The following is an 18,194-nucleotide window of genomic DNA, read 5'->3' as shown; positions in this document are numbered from 1 at the left end:
TGCCCATTCACCTTTGGTTCAAAGCCAAAAGACTAGGAGGAAGGCACGATGATGGGAAAAAATCTTCTTGTTCCGCTATTTGCGGCTTTTGGTCTGGCGACCATTTCGGCGCCCGCAAGCGCCGGCCAGGCCAGCAATGAGCAAAATGCCGCGCGCGCGCAAATGCTGGCCGGCAAGGTGCAGTCGATCCGGTCTATCGAAAACCGGGTTTTGCCCAAAATGTCAGGAAGTCAGTATATCGGGCCGGAATATGATGCCGCCTCACAGGTTTACCGGCTGAAATTCATTCGCGAAGGACGCGTCATATTTGTCGACGTCGATGCGCGAACCGGATCGATCTTGCGTCGCCGCCGCTGATTTTGCCGCGGCCTTCCGGACCCTATTTGATCATTGTGCGTTTCTGTCATGGTGATATACCCTTCCGAAAATCAAAACAGGTTACCGGAGATTTTGCATGCGTGTTCTGATCGTTGAAGACGAACCCACTCTTGGTCAGCAGCTGAAATCCACCCTTGAAGCCAATGGCTATGCCATCGACCTGTCCACCGATGGCGAAGATGGCCATTTCATGGGATCGACGGAAGAATATGATGCGGTGATCCTGGATCTCGGACTTCCCGAGATTGACGGGCTGACGGTGCTGGATCGCTGGCGGAAAGAAGAGCGCAATTTTCCGGTGCTCGTTCTCACCGCGCGGGACAGCTGGTCGGACAAGGTGGCCGGGCTGGATGCTGGTGCGGATGATTATCTTGCCAAACCCTTCCAGACCGAAGAGCTGATCGCCCGATTGCGGGCTCTCATTCGTCGTGCTTCCGGAAATGCGTCTTCCGAACTGACGGCAGGGGATGTGCGTCTGGATACCCGTTCCGGCAAGGTTACACTTGATGGCAGTCCGGTAAAACTGACGGCTCAGGAATATAAGTTGCTGTCCTATTTGATGCACCACAAAGGCAAGGTGGTGTCCCGAACCGAGCTGATCGAGCATATCTATGATCAGGATTTTGACCGCGATTCCAATACTATCGAAGTTTTTGTGACACGTATCCGCAAGAAGCTGGGTGCAGATGTCATTTCGACCATCAGGGGGCTGGGTTATAGTCTGGAGGATCCGGCAGGCTGAATGAGACGAGCAAAATAGACCTGCCAGCGGACGATGCGCCAGAGGCACGTTCCGGCCTGATCGGCACCCGGACCACTGGGTCTCTGGGACGCCGGATGATCGGTATTGCGGCTGCATGGATCGTGATCCTGTTGCTGGGCGGTGGTCTGTTGCTGGACCGCGTTCTGGTCAGTGCCGTAACCCGCAATTTCGATAATCAGCTCGAATATGTCCTGACCGCCATGATCGCCTCGGCCGAGATTGGCCCGGACGGAGAGATTTTCCTCAACCGCCCGCTTGGTGACCAGCGGTTTTATGAGCCCAATAGCGGCGCCTACTGGCAGATCAGCGGGCAGGACAAACCGGACTTCTATTCGCGTTCCCTTTGGGACCGGCGGCTTGAACCCAATTTCGACTATGACGATACCGACGTGTACATTGTGGAAAGCAATCAGTTTTCCGACGAGCCCCTGCGGATCGTCGGACGGACGATCATATTGCCGGATTCCGACACGAAATGGTCATTCCAGGTGGCCTCCGCAAAGGAAAGCCTGACCGCTCAGATAGCTGAAATCCGCGCTATTCTGATCAACAGCTTCCTGCTTCTGGCGCTCGGCCTGATCGGCATGGCCGCCCTGCAAACGCTATATGGCCTCTGGCCGTTGCGGAAGATCCGCAAGGCGATATCGGAAATGCGAACCGGCCAGCAGAGGCGAGTCAGCGAGCCGATGCCCAATGAAGTAACTCCCATGGTCGAGGAACTGAATCAGTTGCTTGAGCATAATGAGAAACAGGCAGAAGAGGCCCGCCGCCATGCCGGCAATCTGGCGCATGCTCTCAAGACTCCGCTGACGGTCATCATGAACAGTGCGACCGCCAAAGCCGATGATCTGGCCGATACCGTCATCCGGGAATCTGGGGTGATGCGACGTCAGGTGGATCACCATCTCGCGCGGGCCCGTGCGGTCGGTCGTCGCGGGCATGCCCATAGCATGGCCCGGGTCTGGCCGAGCCTGCAGGCAGTGGAAAGGGCTGTCGGACGGCTCTACAAGCATGTCCGGATCGATATTGATGGAGACAAGGAAGCATCGGTTTCCGTGGAGCGTCAGGACCTCGACGAAATGATCGGCAATCTCGTCGAAAATGCCGCCAAATATGGCGGAGGCAGCGTTTTCATCACTGTCGAACCCGGGGATGATTTTGTTGATCTGCTGATCGAGGACGATGGACGAGGCATTCCCGAAGAGGAACGCCAGCGGATTTTTGATCGCGGCGTGCGTCTCGATACCGGAAAGCCAGGGACAGGGCTTGGCCTCGCAATCGTGCGGGACGTGGCCGAAATATACGAAGGCACGGTATCTCTGGAAGAAAGCGAAGACCTGGGCGGACTGCTTGTCCGGCTTCGTTTGCCGCGATCGTTTCTGGCTCCATAAAAAAATCTCCGCGAAAGGGACGCGGAGATTTCATACCAAACTTGTATATGGATCCGCTGACGGACCCGGAATGTCAGGCGATGCTGGCTTTCATCGCGGACTTGCGCCGACGACTGCGCATCGCGCCGCCGATCGCCCCGAAGCCGATGATCATCATCGCCCAGGTTCCGGGTTCCGGAATGGCTGGTGGCGGGGCAACGAAATCGGCTTTGACCAGACCCAGCTTGAAGGAGTCGTTGGAACTGCTGAACTTCGGTCCAACCAGCCAGAAATTGCCACTGTTATTTGCCGCATTGACCGAGCGGAACGAGCTGCTGTTGTTGCCGCCATCGCCGCCATTATAGTCGATCAGGGACGGAAAGAGTGCGTTCAGCGCGGCCACGTTCTGATTGTCCAGATTGGGCACGGCCGCGTTCCAGGCGAAGTTCACGTTGTTGAAGCCAGCCACGATATCGCTGTCTTCGTCAATGAAGTTGAGCCGGAACCCGTTGACATCAACGGCCTGATCGAACTGCAGCAGAATGAAATCCTTGCTGACACTATTGTCGGCCACATGCCCCGATGATCCCTCATTGCGGTTGGTCACGCCGAGGCCACTCGAGTAATGGCCGAGATAACCATTGCGAACAACGTTGCTGGTGTTGATCGACCAAGCCGAAGCCCGGACGTTTATTGTCATGCCATTGTCGGTTGCAGAAAAGATGCGGCCATTGCCATCCGGCCCGGTAAGCGAACTATTCCCGCCGTTGAAATTGAACACAAAAGCTGCATGCGCTGGCGCCATAGCCGTCACGGCCAAAGCTCCTGCCAAGGCAAACTTCATCAGCTTGATCATAAATAGCCCCTTTGAAACGATCTGATACTGAACTCACAGATAGTTTCGTCAATTCGTTGCGCGACCCACACGCAAAGCCCGAATCTTCCGACTCAAGCTGGTTAATATATAGTGAATCCTGCGGCGCAGCACAAATCATTTGTACAGCCTGTCAATCCCTGGCTTGTCTCATTTTGGGTCAGATAGGTCCGGATAGTATTACTTTCGTATCCAAAGGAAATATTATCCAGATTTTTCAATAATTTGCTCGTGATGCCTTATGACTTCATCGATGATGAAACGCAGAAATTTCTCGGAAAATTCCGGATCCAGTCGCGCATCGCTGGCAAGCTGCCGCAATCGGGCGATTTGTTCCTTCTCGCGCCCGGGATCTGCCGGTGGCAGCTGATTTCTTGCCTTATACTCCCCGACAGCCTGCGTGACCTTGAAACGTTCAGCCAGCATGAAGACGAGCGCCGCATCGATATTGTTGATGCTTTCCCGGTAGCGTTTGAGCGTATCATCCATTGCGTGCTGACCTGACTTTCTGAAATCCTGTTGCCGGTGAAGGTCTCCCATATACCGGCAGGCAGGTTTTGCAAACCACACCTTGTCTTGCAGCGATTTGACTTGCGTTATCCGCTCTCCCTTGCCACATCCCCAGCAACATGAGCGCATCCATTCATCATATCGGTCGCGACGACGCACCATCGCTTGAACCCCTCATGACGCTTGTCGCCAATGACATGAATGCGGTGAACAGCGTTATTCTTGATCGCATGCAATCCGACATCCCACTGATTCCGGAGCTCGCGGGGCATCTGATTGCCGGCGGAGGCAAGCGGATGCGGCCGATGCTGACCCTCGCAGCTGCCAAGCTCATCGGCTATGAAGGCGAACGGCATTTCAAACTTGCTGCCGCTGTGGAATTCATCCACACGGCGACCTTGCTCCATGACGACGTAGTGGATGGCTCGGATTTGCGCCGGGGCAAAACTGCCGCAAACCTGATTTTCGGTAATCCGGCAACGGTTCTGGTGGGGGACTTTCTGTTCAGCCGGTCGTTCGAGCTCATGGTTGAAGACGGCTCACTGAAGGTGCTGAAAATCCTCTCCAGCGCGTCCGCTGTCATTGCCGAAGGAGAGGTCAACCAGTTGACCGCTCAGCGCAAGATCGACACCAGCGAGGACCGGTATCTGGACATCATCGGATCGAAGACGGCGGCCTTGTTTGCAGCAGCCAGCCGGATTTCTGCAGTCGTTGCTGAGCGTGACGAGGAAACCGAACTGGCACTCGATGCCTACGGACGTAATATCGGCATTGCGTTTCAGCTGGTTGACGATGCCATTGATTACAGCTCTGACAGCGAAACAATGGGCAAGGACGCGGGCGATGACTTTCGCGAAGGTAAAGTGACATTGCCGGTCATTCTGGCCTATGCGCGCGGCAGTGATGAAGAACGCCAGTTCTGGAAAGATGCGATAATCGGTCACAAGACCTCCGGGGATGACCTGGCTCACGCTACGTCGCTGTTGCAGCGCACCGGGGCCATTGAAGACACAATTTCCCGGGCTCGCCACTATGGTCAACGCGCGATTGATGCATTGGGAACCTTCCCGGCAGGGAAGGCGAAAGCGGCGCTCATTGAAGCAGTTGAATTTGCCATTTCGCGGGCTTATTAGCAGCGAAACGCACGAGGAATCACTGATGGCTGCCAGAATTTTTCAAAATCCCATGAATGCCATGCAATCAGGCAAGGCCCTCACGGACAAATGGATATTGCAGTTTGAACCGGCAGAGGCCCGCAAGCCCGATCCGCTGACCGGCTGGGCAGGTTCGGGCGATACCCGTCGTCAGATTGAGCTGTCATTTCCCGATATGGAAGCTGCCAGGGCTTATGCTGACAAATATGGCATCGCCTATTCGGTAACGGAGTCGCCGCAGAAAACCCTCAAAATCCAGGCCTATGCCGACAATTTTCGGTAGTCCGCCAGAACAGGAATTTTGACTTTTCAATAGAGACGGTGATCAGCGCTGACGAATGCGCTAAAGCAAATTCAAGGACAAAGTCCGGGAATTGAAACAGAAAGCGTATCTTCATGAAACACCTGACGGTCGTTGATCATCCGCTCGTACAGCACAAGCTCAGTCACATGCGGGATGTTCAGACCCCGTCACACCAGTTTCGTCAGCTGTTGCGTGAAACAAGCCACCTGTTGGCCTATGAGATCACGCGCAATCTAAAAAGCGGAACCCGGGAAATAGATACTCCGATGCAGCAAATGGAGGCCCCGGTTCTGACAGGCAGGAGACCGGCACTGGTTTCGATCCTCCGGGCGGGCAATGGGCTGCTCGATGGTGTGCTTGACCTGGTCCCGATGGCGCGGGTGGGGTTTGTCGGTCTTTACCGGGACGAAGAGACACTGAAACCGGTGCAATATTATTTCAAGGTCCCGGAGCAGCTGGACCAGCGACAAGTCATTGTGGTCGATCCGATGCTCGCAACCGGACACTCTGCGATTGCCACCATTTCCCTTCTCAAGGAGGCAGGGGCGAAAGATCTGCGCTTTTTGTGCCTGGTTGCCGCGCCGGACGGTGTGGCGGCGATGCAGGATGCCCATCCGGACGTGCCAATCGTCACTGCAGCACTGGACAAGGGGCTCAATGAAAACGGATATATTTACCCGGGACTGGGCGACGCTGGTGACAGGATTTTTGGAACTGACTAGGGTTGGCCGAACGGCAGCAGGAGCAGCAACCTTACATCGATGCCGGCTCCAGCCGCGCGTTTGGTGGCGATGAACTGATCCAGTTTATCGAGATGTACCCGGTGCACGATGATATCTTCCCCGTCAGTACCGCCACCGTCACCCGTTTTGGTCAGCCCTATTGCACGAAAAAGAGAAAAACTCTCGGAAACCATACCGGGAGAGGAATAAAATTCTCCGCAATCCTCCATGCTTTCCGCGAGATAACCGGTTTCTTCTTCGAGTTCCCGGATCGCCGCGATATCGGCGGCTTCGCCGGCGGTTTCATCGCCAACCAGCCCGGCAGGCAATTCAATACAGTTCCGCCCCAACGGGACCCGGAATTGTTCCACAAGAAGAACGTGGCCTTCGTCAATAGCGAGGATGACCGCAGCCCGAATGCCGCGACTGCGGGCAACATATTCCCACTTGCCCTGACGTCTGGCCGTGATGAAACGGCCTTCCCACATCGTTTCCACTGGCGGCTCGGAACTGCTCAAAGTTCGATCAGCCTGTCAGGCAGTTCGTTGGGGTTGTTGTCGGTTTTCGGGAAATGTTCGGTCAATACCAGGCCCATTTGCCGGACCGCTTCTGCCATGCCTTCGCCGGGCTTGCCCTCGCGAACGAGATCGATCAGAGCGACCATGGCGTCGCCCCAGACAGCAGACTCGACCTTCTCGACAATTGCGTCATCTGCCACAATCTCTGCGCGATGTTCCCGCATCGAAAGATAGAGCAGGATGCCGGTTCGTCCGACCGTGCGATGGTCGGTGGATACGGTGAACAGCGAAACGGCCCGTTTTCGAACCCGCGCATTTTTGATCGGTGGCGGGATCAGCACAAACAGCAGAGGCTTCCAGATGAGGATCAGCCGCGTGCCAAAGAATTTCAGCGCTGCAAAAGCGAAAAGGGCCCAATAGGGCAGGGCGGTGATTCCACTCCATCCTCCGGACAGCCAGTCAACTATGCCCAGATACCATTCCGGAAAAAGGCTGATGACGAGCAGGGCAGTGAGGGCTACCAGCCCGGATATGGCCCATGCCACGTCCCCATAATGATCGGATTCCGCTGTCACTATTGTGACGATTTCACCATCGGTGGCCTTTTCCGCTTCTGACACGGCGGTGGTGACAATACGATGATCATCACCGGTAAACTGGCTGACTTTCCCCATTACCAGCCTCCCGACGCGCCGCCGCCGCCGAAGCTGCCGCCCCCGCCGCTGAATCCGCCGCCGCCAAAGCCGCCACCACCGCCGCCCCAACTGGAACCGCCGCTGCTGCTACCCCAGCCCGAACTGCCGCCGCCCCAGATAACAACCGGGCCCGCACCACCGCGATAGCGCTTGCCACCCTTTCGCGCCCGGATCATGGGAATGATGACAAAAAAGATCAGGACGAACGCCCAGAAGATGATCAGGCCAACATTTTCACCATCATCACTTCGGCTGGAGGCCCGTTGTCCGGCTTCCTGGGCGAGCAACCGGGCTTCGTCTTCGGGCAGGGTCAGCTGGGTCGTGATCCGGTCGGCCCCGGCCATGATCCCGCCAGCCATGTTCCCGTTGCGGAATTGCGGCAGGATGTCGTTCTGAATGATGATGCTCGACAGGGCATCGGTCATGATGCCTTCCAGTCCGTAGCCGACCTCGATGCGCACTTTGCGATCATTTGGCGCAACCAGCAAAATCACCCCATTGTCTTTCTCGGTCTCGCCTTCGCCATCCTGACCAATGGCCCATGTCCGCCCCAGCTGATAGCCATAGCTTTCAATGTCATAGCCTTCGAGGCTGTTGATCGTGGCGACCACCATCTGCCGGTTCGATTGCATTTCCAGCGCTTCCAGGCGCGCCGTCAGATCCGCTTCCTGGGCGGGATCAAGCAGGTTCGCCTGGTCGACAACCCGGCCGGTGAGCTCGGGAAATGTCTGCGCATGCGCCGGAGAGACGAGCAGCAGGAAGGCAAGAAAGATGGCCGCAAACAATGAGCTGGCGGAACGTGAGCGGGCGTGGGGCATCAGTTGCCGAAATTCACTTCTGGCGCTTCTTCCGCACCTTCGGTGGTTGCTGCAAAGGGCTCCATTGGTTCAGCGCCGTGAATGATCTTTGCACCGATAATGTCGGGGAAGGTGCGGATTGTGGTGTTATACTGCCGGACGGCTTCGTTATAGTCCCGGCGTGCCACGTTTATCCGGTTTTCCGTGCCCTCGAGCTGGCTTTGCAGGGCCAGGAAATTCTGGTTCGACTTGAGGTCGGGATAGGCTTCCACTGTTGCCAGCAGCCGGCCGAGACCTTGTGACAACGCGCCCTGCGCAGCTGCATATTCCTGAACTTTCGAGGCGTCTCCGAGATCATCGGCACTGACTTGAATCGATGTCGCTTTGGCTCGGGCTTCCACCACTGCCGTCAGCGTATCCTGTTCCTGCGCCGCAAACCCCTTCACGGTTTCCACCAGATTGGGGATGAGGTCCGCCCGCCTTTGATAAGTGCTCTCGACATCCGCCCACTTGGCCTTGGCCTGTTCTTCTGCGGTCGGGACACTGTTGATGCCACAGGCGCTGAGCGACAGTGCGACAGCCGGTATCATCAGGAATTTGATCAAATTGCTCGCCATGTGTGAAAATCCTCCATCATCGCGGCTGAACGCCGCTTCCAATTGTAAAAATAGGGATTTTGCTGCCGGATTTCAACGGCTTCTCTCGACAATATCGCCGGATTCGGGCAGTTATGGGCCGACTAACAAAGGGAAGGACCAGCATGTTTAGCGAATTCAAGGAATTCATTCTCAAAGGGAATGTACTCGACCTGGCTGTGGCCGTGATCATCGGCGCAGCTTTTGCCACCATCACCACCTCACTGACCGAGGACGTGATCATGCCGATTGTCAGCGCGATATTGGGCACGCCCGACTTTTCGAGCATGTTCATCCTGTTGGGATCACCGCCGTCGGATTATGCCGGAGCCATGGACGATTATGCGGCACTCAAGGAAGCCGGGGTACCGATGCTCGGCTGGGGGCAGTTCCTGACGGTTGTCATCAATTTCCTGATCCTCGCCTTCATCATTTTCCTGATCGTGCGCTATGCCAACAAGGTGATGAAACAGATGGAAGAAGAGAAGGCAGCGGAGGAATCCGGTCCGACCGAGATTGATCTGCTGACCGAAATCCGGGACAATCTGAAAAAATAGTTTATAGTCAGCGATTTATATCAGAAACAAACGGGTGCGAAATGTGGATTCCGCACCCGTTTTTTATGCATTCGCTTTTCATTCAGAAATATCCGCCTATATAGGGCTCGTTCGCTTCGGCGGACTATGGTGATAAATTGTGATGTGCAATAGGCACAGCGGACCCGGGGGCAGTACCCGGCGGCTCCACCATTTCGGATGGCTTTGAGGCATCCTTGTTGACGGGGCCGAACCAGGATCGACGTGTGTTGAAAAGCATTGTTTTTACCCGGCCTGAGTATGCCGTGATTGCTCATTTTATAAGTGCAAACGATAACGAAGCACTCGCAGTAGCGGCTTAAGCCAACGACCTCACGGTTGTAACTTGAGAAGTTAAAGCGCGGTTGGACCCACCGGGCAACAGAAGGGATACCGGCGGCCTGGGGGTGCCGAGCAACAGAAACCCCCGCCGTTCAACTCTGCATGAATTGGTAATGCGGGCGAGACTCAGTAATCGTCGCCATAGGCCTTGTGCAATTCAATCGCCTCGAGCATTTTTGCGCCAGCCATGAATACGGCACCAGTGGCGGCAAGAAAAAGCAATTTCCCCCCGATGCCGGGATATTGAACCATATAGGCCTGACCGCGGGCCACGGCTCCGGTGGCCAGGGCATAGGTTATGAGGAAAGCTTCAAATTTGGTCTTGATAACAAAGAGGCGTTTGAATTTTTTCCACATGCATTAATAAAAGCAAGGCTTATGCCAAGCCCGGAAAACTGCCGATTATGGGCTGGTGGCAGTAGTTAACTGTAAATTAAATCGACAGTTTCGGTCATTCGGATGATACGAGTTCTGAGAGATCGCACAGCTCGAGCAATGCGAGGCGTGCGGACTGGATCTGCTCCGCCAGTTTGGCATCTCTCAATTGTGCTGGCCTGATGCTCTCCGGCCAGTTTTTCTTGATGACCGCAGCCATAGCGACCAGTTTGTCCGGCGTGGCCATGAACCGGTCATCGACCGTGGTCGGGTCGGCGACGACACGCAGCCGGAGACAGGCCGGTCCGCCGCCATTGGCCATGGATTGCCGGACATCTACGGGACAGAGCTTGCGAATGGGCCCGTTGCCGGCGACCAGTTCTTCCAGATATCTCCACACAGCCGCATTGTCCCGCGCTTCCGTCGGCAAAACTAGCGCCATGCCGCCATCATCCGGAAGCGTCACCAGCTGGGCATTGAAGAGATAGGAGGTGATGGCATCCGCCAGGCTGACCTTGTCGGCCGGCACAGTGACTATTTCCGCTTCAGGAAATTTTTCGGAAATTTCCGAATAGAGTTCGTCGGGTTGCTCAAAAGCCTGTTCATGGGCGAATAGCACCGGGCCGTTGGCGACTGCTACAACATCATTGTGAAAGGCGCCGGCGGCAATGGCCGTATTTGATTGCTGCGTATATATCACTTGCGCCGGATCGAGCTGGTGCAATCTGCCCACCGCTTTGCTCGCTTCCAGATGCTGGCGCGCAGGGAAGGGACCACCACTTTCGCCATAGACAAATATCTCCAGACCGGGTGCCTCATGCCCGGAGCACAGCCGCATATGATTGGCGGCACCCTCGTCTCCGAAGGCCGCCGGAACCGGTTCGTGCACGGCAAAATGCCGGTCATCGGCAAAGGTCAGCCGGAGCTGGGCGAGCGTTCCTGGCCATTCGTGGCTGCGGTGGGGCATGGTCCGCAGGTTGGCGACCGTCAGATGGCATTTCCCGTCCACGCTATCCGGCGCAGGTGACACCGTCGCAGCATTGGCAGCCCACATCGAAGAAGCCGAATAACCCGCGGCCCGAACATGCGGGTCAGCGGAAGCAATGTCCGCTCCCAACGAGGCCAGCCAGTCGGTATTTGGCCGGTCCAGCGGCATGAAAAAGCCCTGCGTCAGTCCGAGATCGATATTGTGCCGCATCTTCGCCAGACCTTGCAGAGCTGCTTCTCGCGGGAACGCTGTTTCGCCCGCATTTTTTGACGAAGCAATATTCCCCCGGCTCAACCCGGCATAATTGTGACTGGGGCCAATAATCCCGTCGAAATTGATTTCAACAAGCTTGCTCATCGCGGGATGTATCGCACTGTGTCGCCCACGCTGAGGCCAATATTGTCAGCCGCCTCGCCATCGATGGTCAGGCCGTCATCCAGTTCCTCGATCATCGCATAGGTTGCCTGGAAATCATTGAGATGACCGTGCGAAATAATCGCTTTGGTCTTGCCGACATCAATCCGGCTGATCTTCGCTTCCTTGCTGTTGCGCACACTGGTCACGTCGTCGGTTTTTGCAATCATGGTGGGCCCACCATCGAAAATATCGACATAGCCATCATAGGAGAAATTCTCGTTCTCCAGCATCCGCATCGCCGCCCGCCCATTCGGGTGTGGTACACCAATGGCTGCTCTCGCAGTCTCGCTCAGCATCGCGGTATAGATCGGATGTTTGGGCATCAGATCGGCGATAAACTGGTTGCCGTGGATCGCATTGAAATAGTCGGCTTCCTGAAAACTCATGCCGAAGAATCGTCCGGCCAATCCGTCCCAAAAGGGCGATCCGCCAGCCTCGTCAATCACGCCGCGCAATTCGGCGAATATCTTGTCGCCAAAACGGGGCCGGTGTTCCTTGATGAACAGATAGCGACTACGGGCCAGCAGCATGCCCAGACCACCGGCACGTTCATTCGGGTGCAGGAACAGGCCGCCGACTTCGCTGGACCCTTCCAGATCGGTGACCAGTGACAACATCTGGGCGCTGAACGTCCGGTCCAGCTCCTTGCTCGTTTGGGACAGGGTGCTCAGCCGATAGGAATAGAAGGGCCAGCTTTGCCCGACCTTGGTGAACAATTGCGATGTTCCGCGGACCATGCCGGTCTCGACATTTTCCAGGACCATGACGAACAGGTCATTGCCATGTTCGTCGGTTGTACGATCAAAGGCGCGTTGCGAGCGTTCCAGTTTTGCGGTCAGCGACGGCTTGTCGGCCGGCAGATTGGTGAAACCTCCGCCCGTCAGCTTCGCCATTTCGTAGAGATGCTGGAGATCCTCCATTCGCGCAGCACGTATCCGGAAACTCATATCCCTCCCTTTTCGGCCATGCGCATGATGGTCAGCGCTGATAATTGTGTGCGTTCCACCAGGCTTTCCGTGATCAGAAATTCATCCGGGCTATGAATGGAACCCCCGCGCACGCCCATAGTATCGACGACCGGTATTCCGCAAGCTGCGATATTGTTGCCATCGCAAACACCACCGGTGCTGCGCCAGGAAATGTCGAGGCCGAGCTCCCGTCCGCACTGCTTCACGAGGTGGAACAGCTTGTCTGCCTGCGTATCCACTGGCTTGGGTGGACGACCAAATCCGCCGTGGCAATGCACTGCGAGGTCGTGCTCCTTTGCGATCACCTGCACCATTTCGGCCAGCGCGTTTTCAGCTTTGTCCTGATCATCCAGCGTCTTCGGGCGAAAGTTCACGCGCAATATCGCATGATCCGGCACGGCATTGTTCGGGGCCCCGCCATCAATCTTTGCGGGGTTCACGCTGAGCCCCGGTCGATGCAGGGCCTTGAGCCGCAACGCCATGTCGGAAGCTGCGATCAGAGCATTGCGCCCGTCATCCGGATTGCGCCCGGCATGTGCACTTTTTCCGGTGAAGGTGATGGAGTAATTCCCGCTGCCACCCCGTTCACCGGCGAGTGTGCCGTCGGGCAGCGCCGGTTCGTAGGTCAGCGCCGCCATTTTGCCCTGCGCACAGTTTTTGATCAGTTCTGCCGAAGATGCAGAGCCGGTTTCCTCATCGCTGTTGATCATGATGTCATAACCGAGCTGCGATGCCACAGGGCTCTGTTCCAGCAGCTGTAATGCCCCGAGCATGACGGAGATGCCGCCCTTCATGTCCGCGACACCGGGACCGTTTAATATCCCTTCTTCCAGCCAGGCAAGTGTCTGAAACGGATGATCGATCGGGAACACGGTGTCCATGTGACCGGTCAGAAGGATCCGGTTTGGGGCCTCAGGTCGAACGGAGACAAGGAGATGCTCGCCGCGTTCAATCCGGTCAATGCTGCCATCCTTGCGGACAGCTTCCACCGGGTCTGGTGGAACAAACCGGATATCTCCCGGCAGGACGGCAAAGGCATCGGCAAGCATGCCGGCGACGGTTTTCAGGCCATCCAGGTTGGTCGAACCGCTGTTGATCTTGGCCCATTCCTCGGTCCGCGCGAGCAGCGGCAGGTCGTTTGCCTTTTCGAGCAGGGGTTTTTCCGGGAGGGAAGTAACGGACATGGCGAACTGATAGCATTTGAAATCAAACGCTGTCACCTGATTCCGCTACAGTCCCGAGCGATTTCAGATGCGCGCTTCCTTCACCACGCTGGTCAGGCCCGCATGGATTTCCTGCAGGACCTGGCGTTCCTCGTTTTCGGAGGCAGGGATGGTTTCATCAATTACGGCAATACCGGCATCGACGAGGCCCGTGAACCAGTCGGAACTGACCCGCAATGTGTCCTCATGATGCGGCACGGTGCTGCCGAACATGATCCGGATTTCCTGTGGGCGTTCGAGCCAGTTCATGATGCAGTACAGCACGCTTTCCACCATCTCGGCTTCCAGCTTCCGGGTGTTGCCCAGCCCGTGTTCGCGAAAGGATTGCTGCGCGTTTGGATGATCCGAATAATATTGGGCCATGACCGGCTCGGTGACATCACCAAGTTGCGTCGCCGCGCGCTCGAGTATGTTTTCCAGAACGGTCATTTTGCTGGTGGTATTCATTGTACACCCAGCTTGAACCGTCTTGGCTGACACTGCAAGCATCCGTTCCTGAAAATCGGCTTTTCGGGATTTACAAAATTTGTCGCAACCGCCATAGCTTCTGCCCGATTCCTCCCCGGACAAATTTGCGCATTTTGGACCCGCTCAGACCGTCCAGCAATGCTTCAACAATTTAGCAAGAGGAAAACCCATGTCCGAATATGTCAGCCAGAACGGCATTCAGATCGCTGGCGAGTTGCACGCCTTTGTAAATGGCAAGGTCCTTCCCGGGACGGGTGTTGACCGTGACAGTTTCTGGTCGGGATTTGCAGACCTGCTCGCGCGCTTCGCACCAGCGAATGCGAAACTGCTGGCCAAACGTGAACAGCTGCAACAGCAGATTGACGAATGGCACATGGCGCGCCTGGGCAAGCCGGTCGATCAGCCGGAATATCAGCAATTTCTGACCGACATCGGCTATCTGGTTGAAGAACCTGCGCCCTTTGCGATCACCACGGAAAATGTCGATCCGGAAATTGCCCGCATGGCCGGACCGCAGCTCGTTGTACCCTCGCTCAACGACCGCTTCGTGCTGAATGCAGCCAATGCGCGGTGGGGCAGTTTGTATGATGCCTTTTACGGCACCGATGTTCTGGATGCCGAACCCGCACAGCCGGGAGGATATGATCCGGTGCGCGGTGCGGCAGTGATAAAGGCTGCCAAGGCACTGCTTGACGAAATATTGCCACTGGACGGAAGCAGCTGGGCGGATCTGACCAATGTCAAGGAAAGCGGTATTCCTCTGAAAGATCCTTCGCAATGTGTGGGATGGAACGACAGGGGATGCCTGTTCCGTCACAACGGACTGCATATTGATGTCATTTTTGACCCGGATCACCCTGTCGGCAAAGACGATCCCGCCAATATTGCCGATGTCCACATGGAAGCGGCGCTGACCACCATCATCGACATGGAAGACTCGGTGGCGGCGGTTGACGCCGAGGACAAGGTGCTGGCCTATACCAACTGGCTGGGCCTGATGCGCGGTGATCTCGATGCCTCGTTTGAGAAAGGTGGAAAAACCGTCTCGCGCAAGGCCAATCCGGACCGGACCTATACTGATCCGGACGGCAAGGAATTCACCTTGCCGGGACGCAGCCTGATGTTCGTCCGCAATGTCGGGCATTTGATGACCAATCCGGCGGTATTGCTGGCAGATGGTTCGGAAGCGCCCGAAGGCCTGCTGGACGGTGTGTTTACGAGCCTGATCTCCATGCATGATCTGAAAGGGCTGGGTGAACTCGGCAACAGCAAGACCGGGTCGATCTATATTGTGAAACCGAAAATGCACGGGCCGGATGAATGTGCTTTCACCAATGACCTGTTCGATGCCGTTGAGGATCTGCTGGGACTGGACCGCAACACGATAAAGGTTGGCGTGATGGACGAAGAGCGCCGGACTTCTGCCAATCTGGCGGCCTGTATCCATGCGGTGAAGGACCGGATCGTTTTCATCAATACCGGATTCCTCGATCGCACCGGCGACGAAATCCACACCTCCATGCAGGGCGGGGCGATGCTGGCCAAGGGCGACATCAAGAACAGCGAATGGATCGCTGCCTATGAGCAACGCAATGTGGGCATCGGGCTGGCCTGCGGCATGTCGGGCAAGGCCCAGATTGGCAAGGGCATGTGGGCCGCACCTGACATGATGGCCGACATGATGGAACAGAAAGTCGGCCATCCGATGACCGGAGCCAACACCGCCTGGGTGCCCAGTCCGACAGCAGCGACATTGCATGCCATCCACTATCACCGGGTCAACGTCTTTGACCGGCAGAAGGAAGTGGTTGCGGACGGGATTGCGTCACTCGACAAACTGCTCACCATTCCCTTCGCCGATGGCCATAACTGGTCGGCAGAGGAAATCGAGCGCGAGCTTGACAATAATGCGCAGGGGATCCTGGGCTATGTTGTCCGCTGGATTGATCAGGGCGTGGGGTGCTCGAAAGTCCCGGACATCAATGATATCGGCCTGATGGAAGATCGTGCGACCTTGCGGATTTCTTCCCAGCATATGGCAAACTGGATGCTTCACGGCGTGTGTAGTGCGGAACAGGTGGATGCCGCGCTGCTCCGCATGGCGGCCAAGGTTGATGGGCAGAATGCCGGTGATCCGCTCTATCGCCCGATGGCGGACAATCCGGATGCGAGCCTGGCCTTCCAGGCTGCACGTGATCTCGTCTTCAAGGGTGTCGAGCAGCCAAGCGGATATACCGAACCTCTGCTCCATGCCTATCGCCGCAAGCTGAAAGGCAGCTAGTTGACCTCATCCAGCTGACGGGCGAGGGCAACAAATTCTTCAACACTCACCGTTTCCGGACGACGGGTGGGATCAATAGCTGCGATATCCAGAGCTTCCAAGGCACCTGGCAAGCCCTTCAGGCTTTGTCGCAGCATTTTCCGGCGCTGGCTGAATGCGGCCTGTGTCAGCCGTTCGAGCGTGGCGGGATTGACACCCGGTGGCTGCTCGCGGGGTGTCAGATAGACGACGGCCGACATCACCTTTGGCGGCGGCGTGAAGGCGGAGCGATGGACCGGCATCGCCAGCTTCGCATCACATCGCCATTGCGCGAGGATAGAAAGCCGGCCGTAGGCAGATGATCCCGGTGCGGCCACAATCCGGTCCGCTACCTCTCGCTGAAACATCAGCGTCAGGGATTTCCAGAGCGGCGGCCAGGTGGGCTGGGAGAGCCATTTGACCAGCAACGCGGATCCAACATTGTAGGGCAAGTTGGAAATGATGTGAAAAGGCCTGGAAAACCGGGCTTTCAGATCAATTTGCAACGCATCAGCATTGATCACCTTGAGCTGATTCGGAAAACAGGCGTCCAGTTCGTCCAGAGCGGGGAGACATCGTTCGTCCCGTTCCACCGCGGTAACTTCAGCCCCCGCCTGAAGCAGGGCCCGGGTCAGGCCTCCGGGGCCAGGGCCGACCTCGAATACTTGTTCTCCTTCCAGGGGACCCGGAATGGCCGCAATGCGGTCAAGCAACTGGGTGTCGAAGAGGAAATTCTGGCCGAGTGCCCGATTGGCGGTCAGCCCATGTCTTTTTATGACCTCCCGCAGGGGAGGAAGAGAAGGAGAGTTACTCAAAATCTGACCCGGTGATCATGTTCTTTACGATTCTCGACCGCCGTGGCGGCCATCTGGATCGCGGCAATCATGGAACGTGGATCCGCCTTGTTCTGACCAGCAATTTCGAATGCTGTTCCATGATCGGGCGAGGTTCTCACAATCGGAAGGCCGAGTGTCATGTTTACACCATCAAAAAAATGCAGTGTTTTCAGCGGCACCAGCGCCTGATCATGATAGGGGCACAGCGCCACGTCATAACGCGAACGAGCCTCGGCATGAAACATGGTGTCGGCTGGAAGCGGGCCGCTGATGTCGAGGCCATCTTTCCGCAAGCGCTGAATCGCTGGCTCCATGACAGTTTTTTCCTCGGTTCCCAGATTGCCATCTTCTCCGGCATGGGGATTCAGCCCTGCAACCGCGATACGTGGCTGCAATATCCCGAAATTGCGGATCATCGCTTTCCTCGCCGCTTCAGCGCGGGCGGTGATCAATTCCTGGGTGAGAAGGGGCGGGACGGCCTTCAGCGCGATATGGGTCGTCATCGGAATGACGCGGAGCGACGGGCCGGCGAGCATCATGACCGCATTCTCCCGAGCAATGCCGCACCTCTCGGAGACAAATTCGGTCTGCCCGGGATAACGAAAACCCACCTGGTATAATTGCGACTTGGACACCGGGGCGGTGATGATGGCTGCGGCATCACCAGATCTTGCAAGCCCAACGGCTATTTCGAGCGCATGCAAGGCGCATTGGGCGCCATCAAGACTGGGTTGACCGGCTACCGCAGGATCGCCCTCGTGAATGTGAAAAACGGGCAGTGCAGTTTCGAATTTGCTGAGCGCTTCGGCAGGCTCGCTGATTTTGACCGTGGGAACATCTGAATTTCCTTCAAAGTCCAGGAAATTGCCCACCACAAAAAAGGGCTGCAGACCGTATTTCTGTCTTTCAAGCCAGCTTTTGCAGATAATTTCCGGGCCGATCCCCGCTGGATCACCACCAGAAATGGCAAAGGGTTTGGTCAC

21 protein-coding genes and 1 other RNA gene are annotated in these 18,194 nt (G+C 56.5%); 9 read left to right on the top strand and 13 right to left on the bottom strand.

Annotated features, from left to right (window positions below; genetic code table 11):
- Window positions 1–48: 48 nt before the first annotated feature.
- The 3 genes from BUQ90_RS14315 to BUQ90_RS14305 all read left to right on the top strand — a co-directional run bounded on the left by BUQ90_RS14315 (window position 49) and on the right by BUQ90_RS14305 (window position 2,532).
- Window positions 49–357, top strand: a complete 309-nt coding sequence (locus BUQ90_RS14315) for a PepSY domain-containing protein (protein WP_239447441.1) — start codon at window positions 49–51, stop codon at window positions 355–357.
- 97 nt (window positions 358–454) lie between these two features.
- Window positions 455–1,120 carry a response regulator transcription factor gene (locus BUQ90_RS14310; RefSeq protein ID WP_074205817.1) on the top strand — a complete coding sequence of 222 codons (666 nt, stop codon included), beginning with the start codon at window positions 455–457 and terminating at the stop codon, window positions 1,118–1,120.
- Between the two features lie 95 nt (window positions 1,121–1,215).
- Window positions 1,216–2,532 (top strand): ATP-binding protein, encoded by a 1,317-nt coding sequence (locus BUQ90_RS14305; RefSeq protein WP_074205816.1) that lies wholly within the window; start codon window positions 1,216–1,218, stop codon window positions 2,530–2,532.
- A gap of 73 nt (window positions 2,533–2,605) precedes the next feature.
- Here BUQ90_RS14305 and BUQ90_RS14300 read toward each other — a convergent pair whose 3' ends face one another.
- The gene (locus BUQ90_RS14300) at window positions 2,606–3,367 is read right to left on the bottom strand and encodes a PEPxxWA-CTERM sorting domain-containing protein (RefSeq protein WP_074205815.1); all 762 of its coding nucleotides are present in this window, start codon (window positions 3,365–3,367) and stop codon (window positions 2,606–2,608) included.
- A gap of 222 nt (window positions 3,368–3,589) precedes the next feature.
- Window positions 3,590–3,874 (bottom strand): chorismate mutase, encoded by a 285-nt coding sequence (locus BUQ90_RS14295; protein ID WP_074205814.1) that lies wholly within the window; start codon window positions 3,872–3,874, stop codon window positions 3,590–3,592.
- A gap of 140 nt (window positions 3,875–4,014) precedes the next feature.
- On the opposite strand from BUQ90_RS14295, the gene BUQ90_RS14290 reads away from it, so the two are divergent.
- From BUQ90_RS14290 to upp, 3 genes are all read left to right on the top strand, one after another.
- Window positions 4,015–5,028, top strand: coding sequence for a polyprenyl synthetase family protein (locus BUQ90_RS14290; protein WP_074205813.1), 1,014 nt, complete (start codon window positions 4,015–4,017; stop codon window positions 5,026–5,028).
- Window positions 5,029–5,053: 25 nt separating this feature from the next.
- Window positions 5,054–5,332 carry an ETC complex I subunit gene (locus BUQ90_RS14285; protein ID WP_074205812.1) on the top strand — a complete coding sequence of 93 codons (279 nt, stop codon included), beginning with the start codon at window positions 5,054–5,056 and terminating at the stop codon, window positions 5,330–5,332.
- A 113-nt stretch (window positions 5,333–5,445) separates the two neighbouring features.
- A complete protein-coding gene (upp, locus tag BUQ90_RS14280) occupies window positions 5,446–6,075 on the top strand; it encodes a uracil phosphoribosyltransferase (protein WP_074205811.1) in 630 nt (209 codons plus the stop codon).
- Here upp and BUQ90_RS14275 read toward each other — a convergent pair.
- Genes BUQ90_RS14275 through BUQ90_RS14260 form a run of 4 tightly spaced genes read right to left on the bottom strand, consistent with a single transcriptional unit; the run spans window position 6,072 to window position 8,702 of the window.
- Window positions 6,072–6,563, bottom strand: a complete 492-nt coding sequence (locus BUQ90_RS14275) for an NUDIX hydrolase (RefSeq protein WP_074205810.1) — start codon at window positions 6,561–6,563, stop codon at window positions 6,072–6,074. The genes upp and BUQ90_RS14275 overlap by 4 nt on opposite strands.
- A gap of 26 nt (window positions 6,564–6,589) precedes the next feature.
- A complete protein-coding gene (locus BUQ90_RS14270; protein WP_074205809.1) occupies window positions 6,590–7,267 on the bottom strand; it encodes a TPM domain-containing protein in 678 nt (225 codons plus the stop codon).
- Window positions 7,267–8,106 (bottom strand): TPM domain-containing protein, encoded by an 840-nt coding sequence (locus BUQ90_RS14265; protein WP_074205808.1) that lies wholly within the window; start codon window positions 8,104–8,106, stop codon window positions 7,267–7,269. The genes BUQ90_RS14270 and BUQ90_RS14265 overlap by 1 nt, the downstream gene beginning before the upstream one ends.
- Window positions 8,106–8,702 (bottom strand): LemA family protein, encoded by a 597-nt coding sequence (locus tag BUQ90_RS14260; RefSeq protein ID WP_074206450.1) that lies wholly within the window; start codon window positions 8,700–8,702, stop codon window positions 8,106–8,108. Before BUQ90_RS14260 ends, BUQ90_RS14265 begins: the two co-directional genes overlap by 1 nt.
- Window positions 8,703–8,845: 143 nt before the next feature.
- On the opposite strand from BUQ90_RS14260, the gene mscL reads away from it, so the two are divergent.
- Both mscL and ssrA read left to right on the top strand, forming a co-directional pair.
- Window positions 8,846–9,277: a large conductance mechanosensitive channel protein MscL gene (gene mscL / locus BUQ90_RS14255; RefSeq protein ID WP_074205807.1), complete on the top strand. Its 432-nt coding sequence runs from the start codon at window positions 8,846–8,848 to the stop codon at window positions 9,275–9,277.
- A 71-nt stretch (window positions 9,278–9,348) separates the two neighbouring features.
- Window positions 9,349–9,691, top strand: a transfer-messenger RNA (tmRNA) gene (gene ssrA, locus BUQ90_RS14250).
- 72 nt (window positions 9,692–9,763) lie between these two features.
- Here ssrA and BUQ90_RS14245 read toward each other — a convergent pair.
- The 5 genes from BUQ90_RS14245 to BUQ90_RS14225 all read right to left on the bottom strand — a co-directional run bounded on the left by BUQ90_RS14245 (window position 9,764) and on the right by BUQ90_RS14225 (window position 14,055).
- The gene (locus BUQ90_RS14245) at window positions 9,764–9,994 is read right to left on the bottom strand and encodes a hypothetical protein (RefSeq protein ID WP_074205806.1); all 231 of its coding nucleotides are present in this window, start codon (window positions 9,992–9,994) and stop codon (window positions 9,764–9,766) included.
- Window positions 9,995–10,088: 94 nt separating this feature from the next.
- Window positions 10,089–11,357, bottom strand: coding sequence for an N-succinylarginine dihydrolase (locus tag BUQ90_RS14240; protein ID WP_074205805.1), 1,269 nt, complete (start codon window positions 11,355–11,357; stop codon window positions 10,089–10,091).
- A complete protein-coding gene (locus BUQ90_RS14235) occupies window positions 11,354–12,364 on the bottom strand; it encodes an arginine N-succinyltransferase (protein ID WP_074205804.1) in 1,011 nt (336 codons plus the stop codon). The genes BUQ90_RS14240 and BUQ90_RS14235 overlap by 4 nt, the downstream gene beginning before the upstream one ends.
- Window positions 12,361–13,569, bottom strand: a complete 1,209-nt coding sequence (locus tag BUQ90_RS14230) for a hydrolase (RefSeq protein WP_074206449.1) — start codon at window positions 13,567–13,569, stop codon at window positions 12,361–12,363. The genes BUQ90_RS14235 and BUQ90_RS14230 overlap by 4 nt, the downstream gene beginning before the upstream one ends.
- A gap of 63 nt (window positions 13,570–13,632) precedes the next feature.
- Window positions 13,633–14,055, bottom strand: coding sequence for a hypothetical protein (locus BUQ90_RS14225; RefSeq protein ID WP_074205803.1), 423 nt, complete (start codon window positions 14,053–14,055; stop codon window positions 13,633–13,635).
- A 190-nt stretch (window positions 14,056–14,245) separates the two neighbouring features.
- Between BUQ90_RS14225 and BUQ90_RS14220 the strand changes: the two genes are divergently transcribed.
- Window positions 14,246–16,357, top strand: coding sequence for a malate synthase G (locus tag BUQ90_RS14220; protein WP_074205802.1), 2,112 nt, complete (start codon window positions 14,246–14,248; stop codon window positions 16,355–16,357).
- On the opposite strand, the gene rsmA is transcribed toward BUQ90_RS14220, so the two are convergent.
- Together rsmA and pdxA are read right to left on the bottom strand one after the other, a co-directional pair.
- Window positions 16,354–17,190, bottom strand: coding sequence for a 16S rRNA (adenine(1518)-N(6)/adenine(1519)-N(6))-dimethyltransferase RsmA (rsmA, locus tag BUQ90_RS14215; RefSeq protein ID WP_074205801.1), 837 nt, complete (start codon window positions 17,188–17,190; stop codon window positions 16,354–16,356). The genes BUQ90_RS14220 and rsmA overlap by 4 nt on opposite strands.
- The gene (pdxA, locus tag BUQ90_RS14210; protein WP_084192715.1) at window positions 17,187–18,194 is read right to left on the bottom strand and encodes a 4-hydroxythreonine-4-phosphate dehydrogenase PdxA; all 1,008 of its coding nucleotides are present in this window, start codon (window positions 18,192–18,194) and stop codon (window positions 17,187–17,189) included. Before pdxA ends, rsmA begins: the two co-directional genes overlap by 4 nt.

It is taken from the genome of Parasphingorhabdus marina DSM 22363 (assembly GCF_900128895.1).
GTDB lineage: Bacteria > Pseudomonadota > Alphaproteobacteria > Sphingomonadales > Sphingomonadaceae > Parasphingorhabdus > Parasphingorhabdus marina.
Note: the sequence above shows the minus strand (reverse complement) of the source record. Positions and strands in the feature narration are given on the sequence as shown.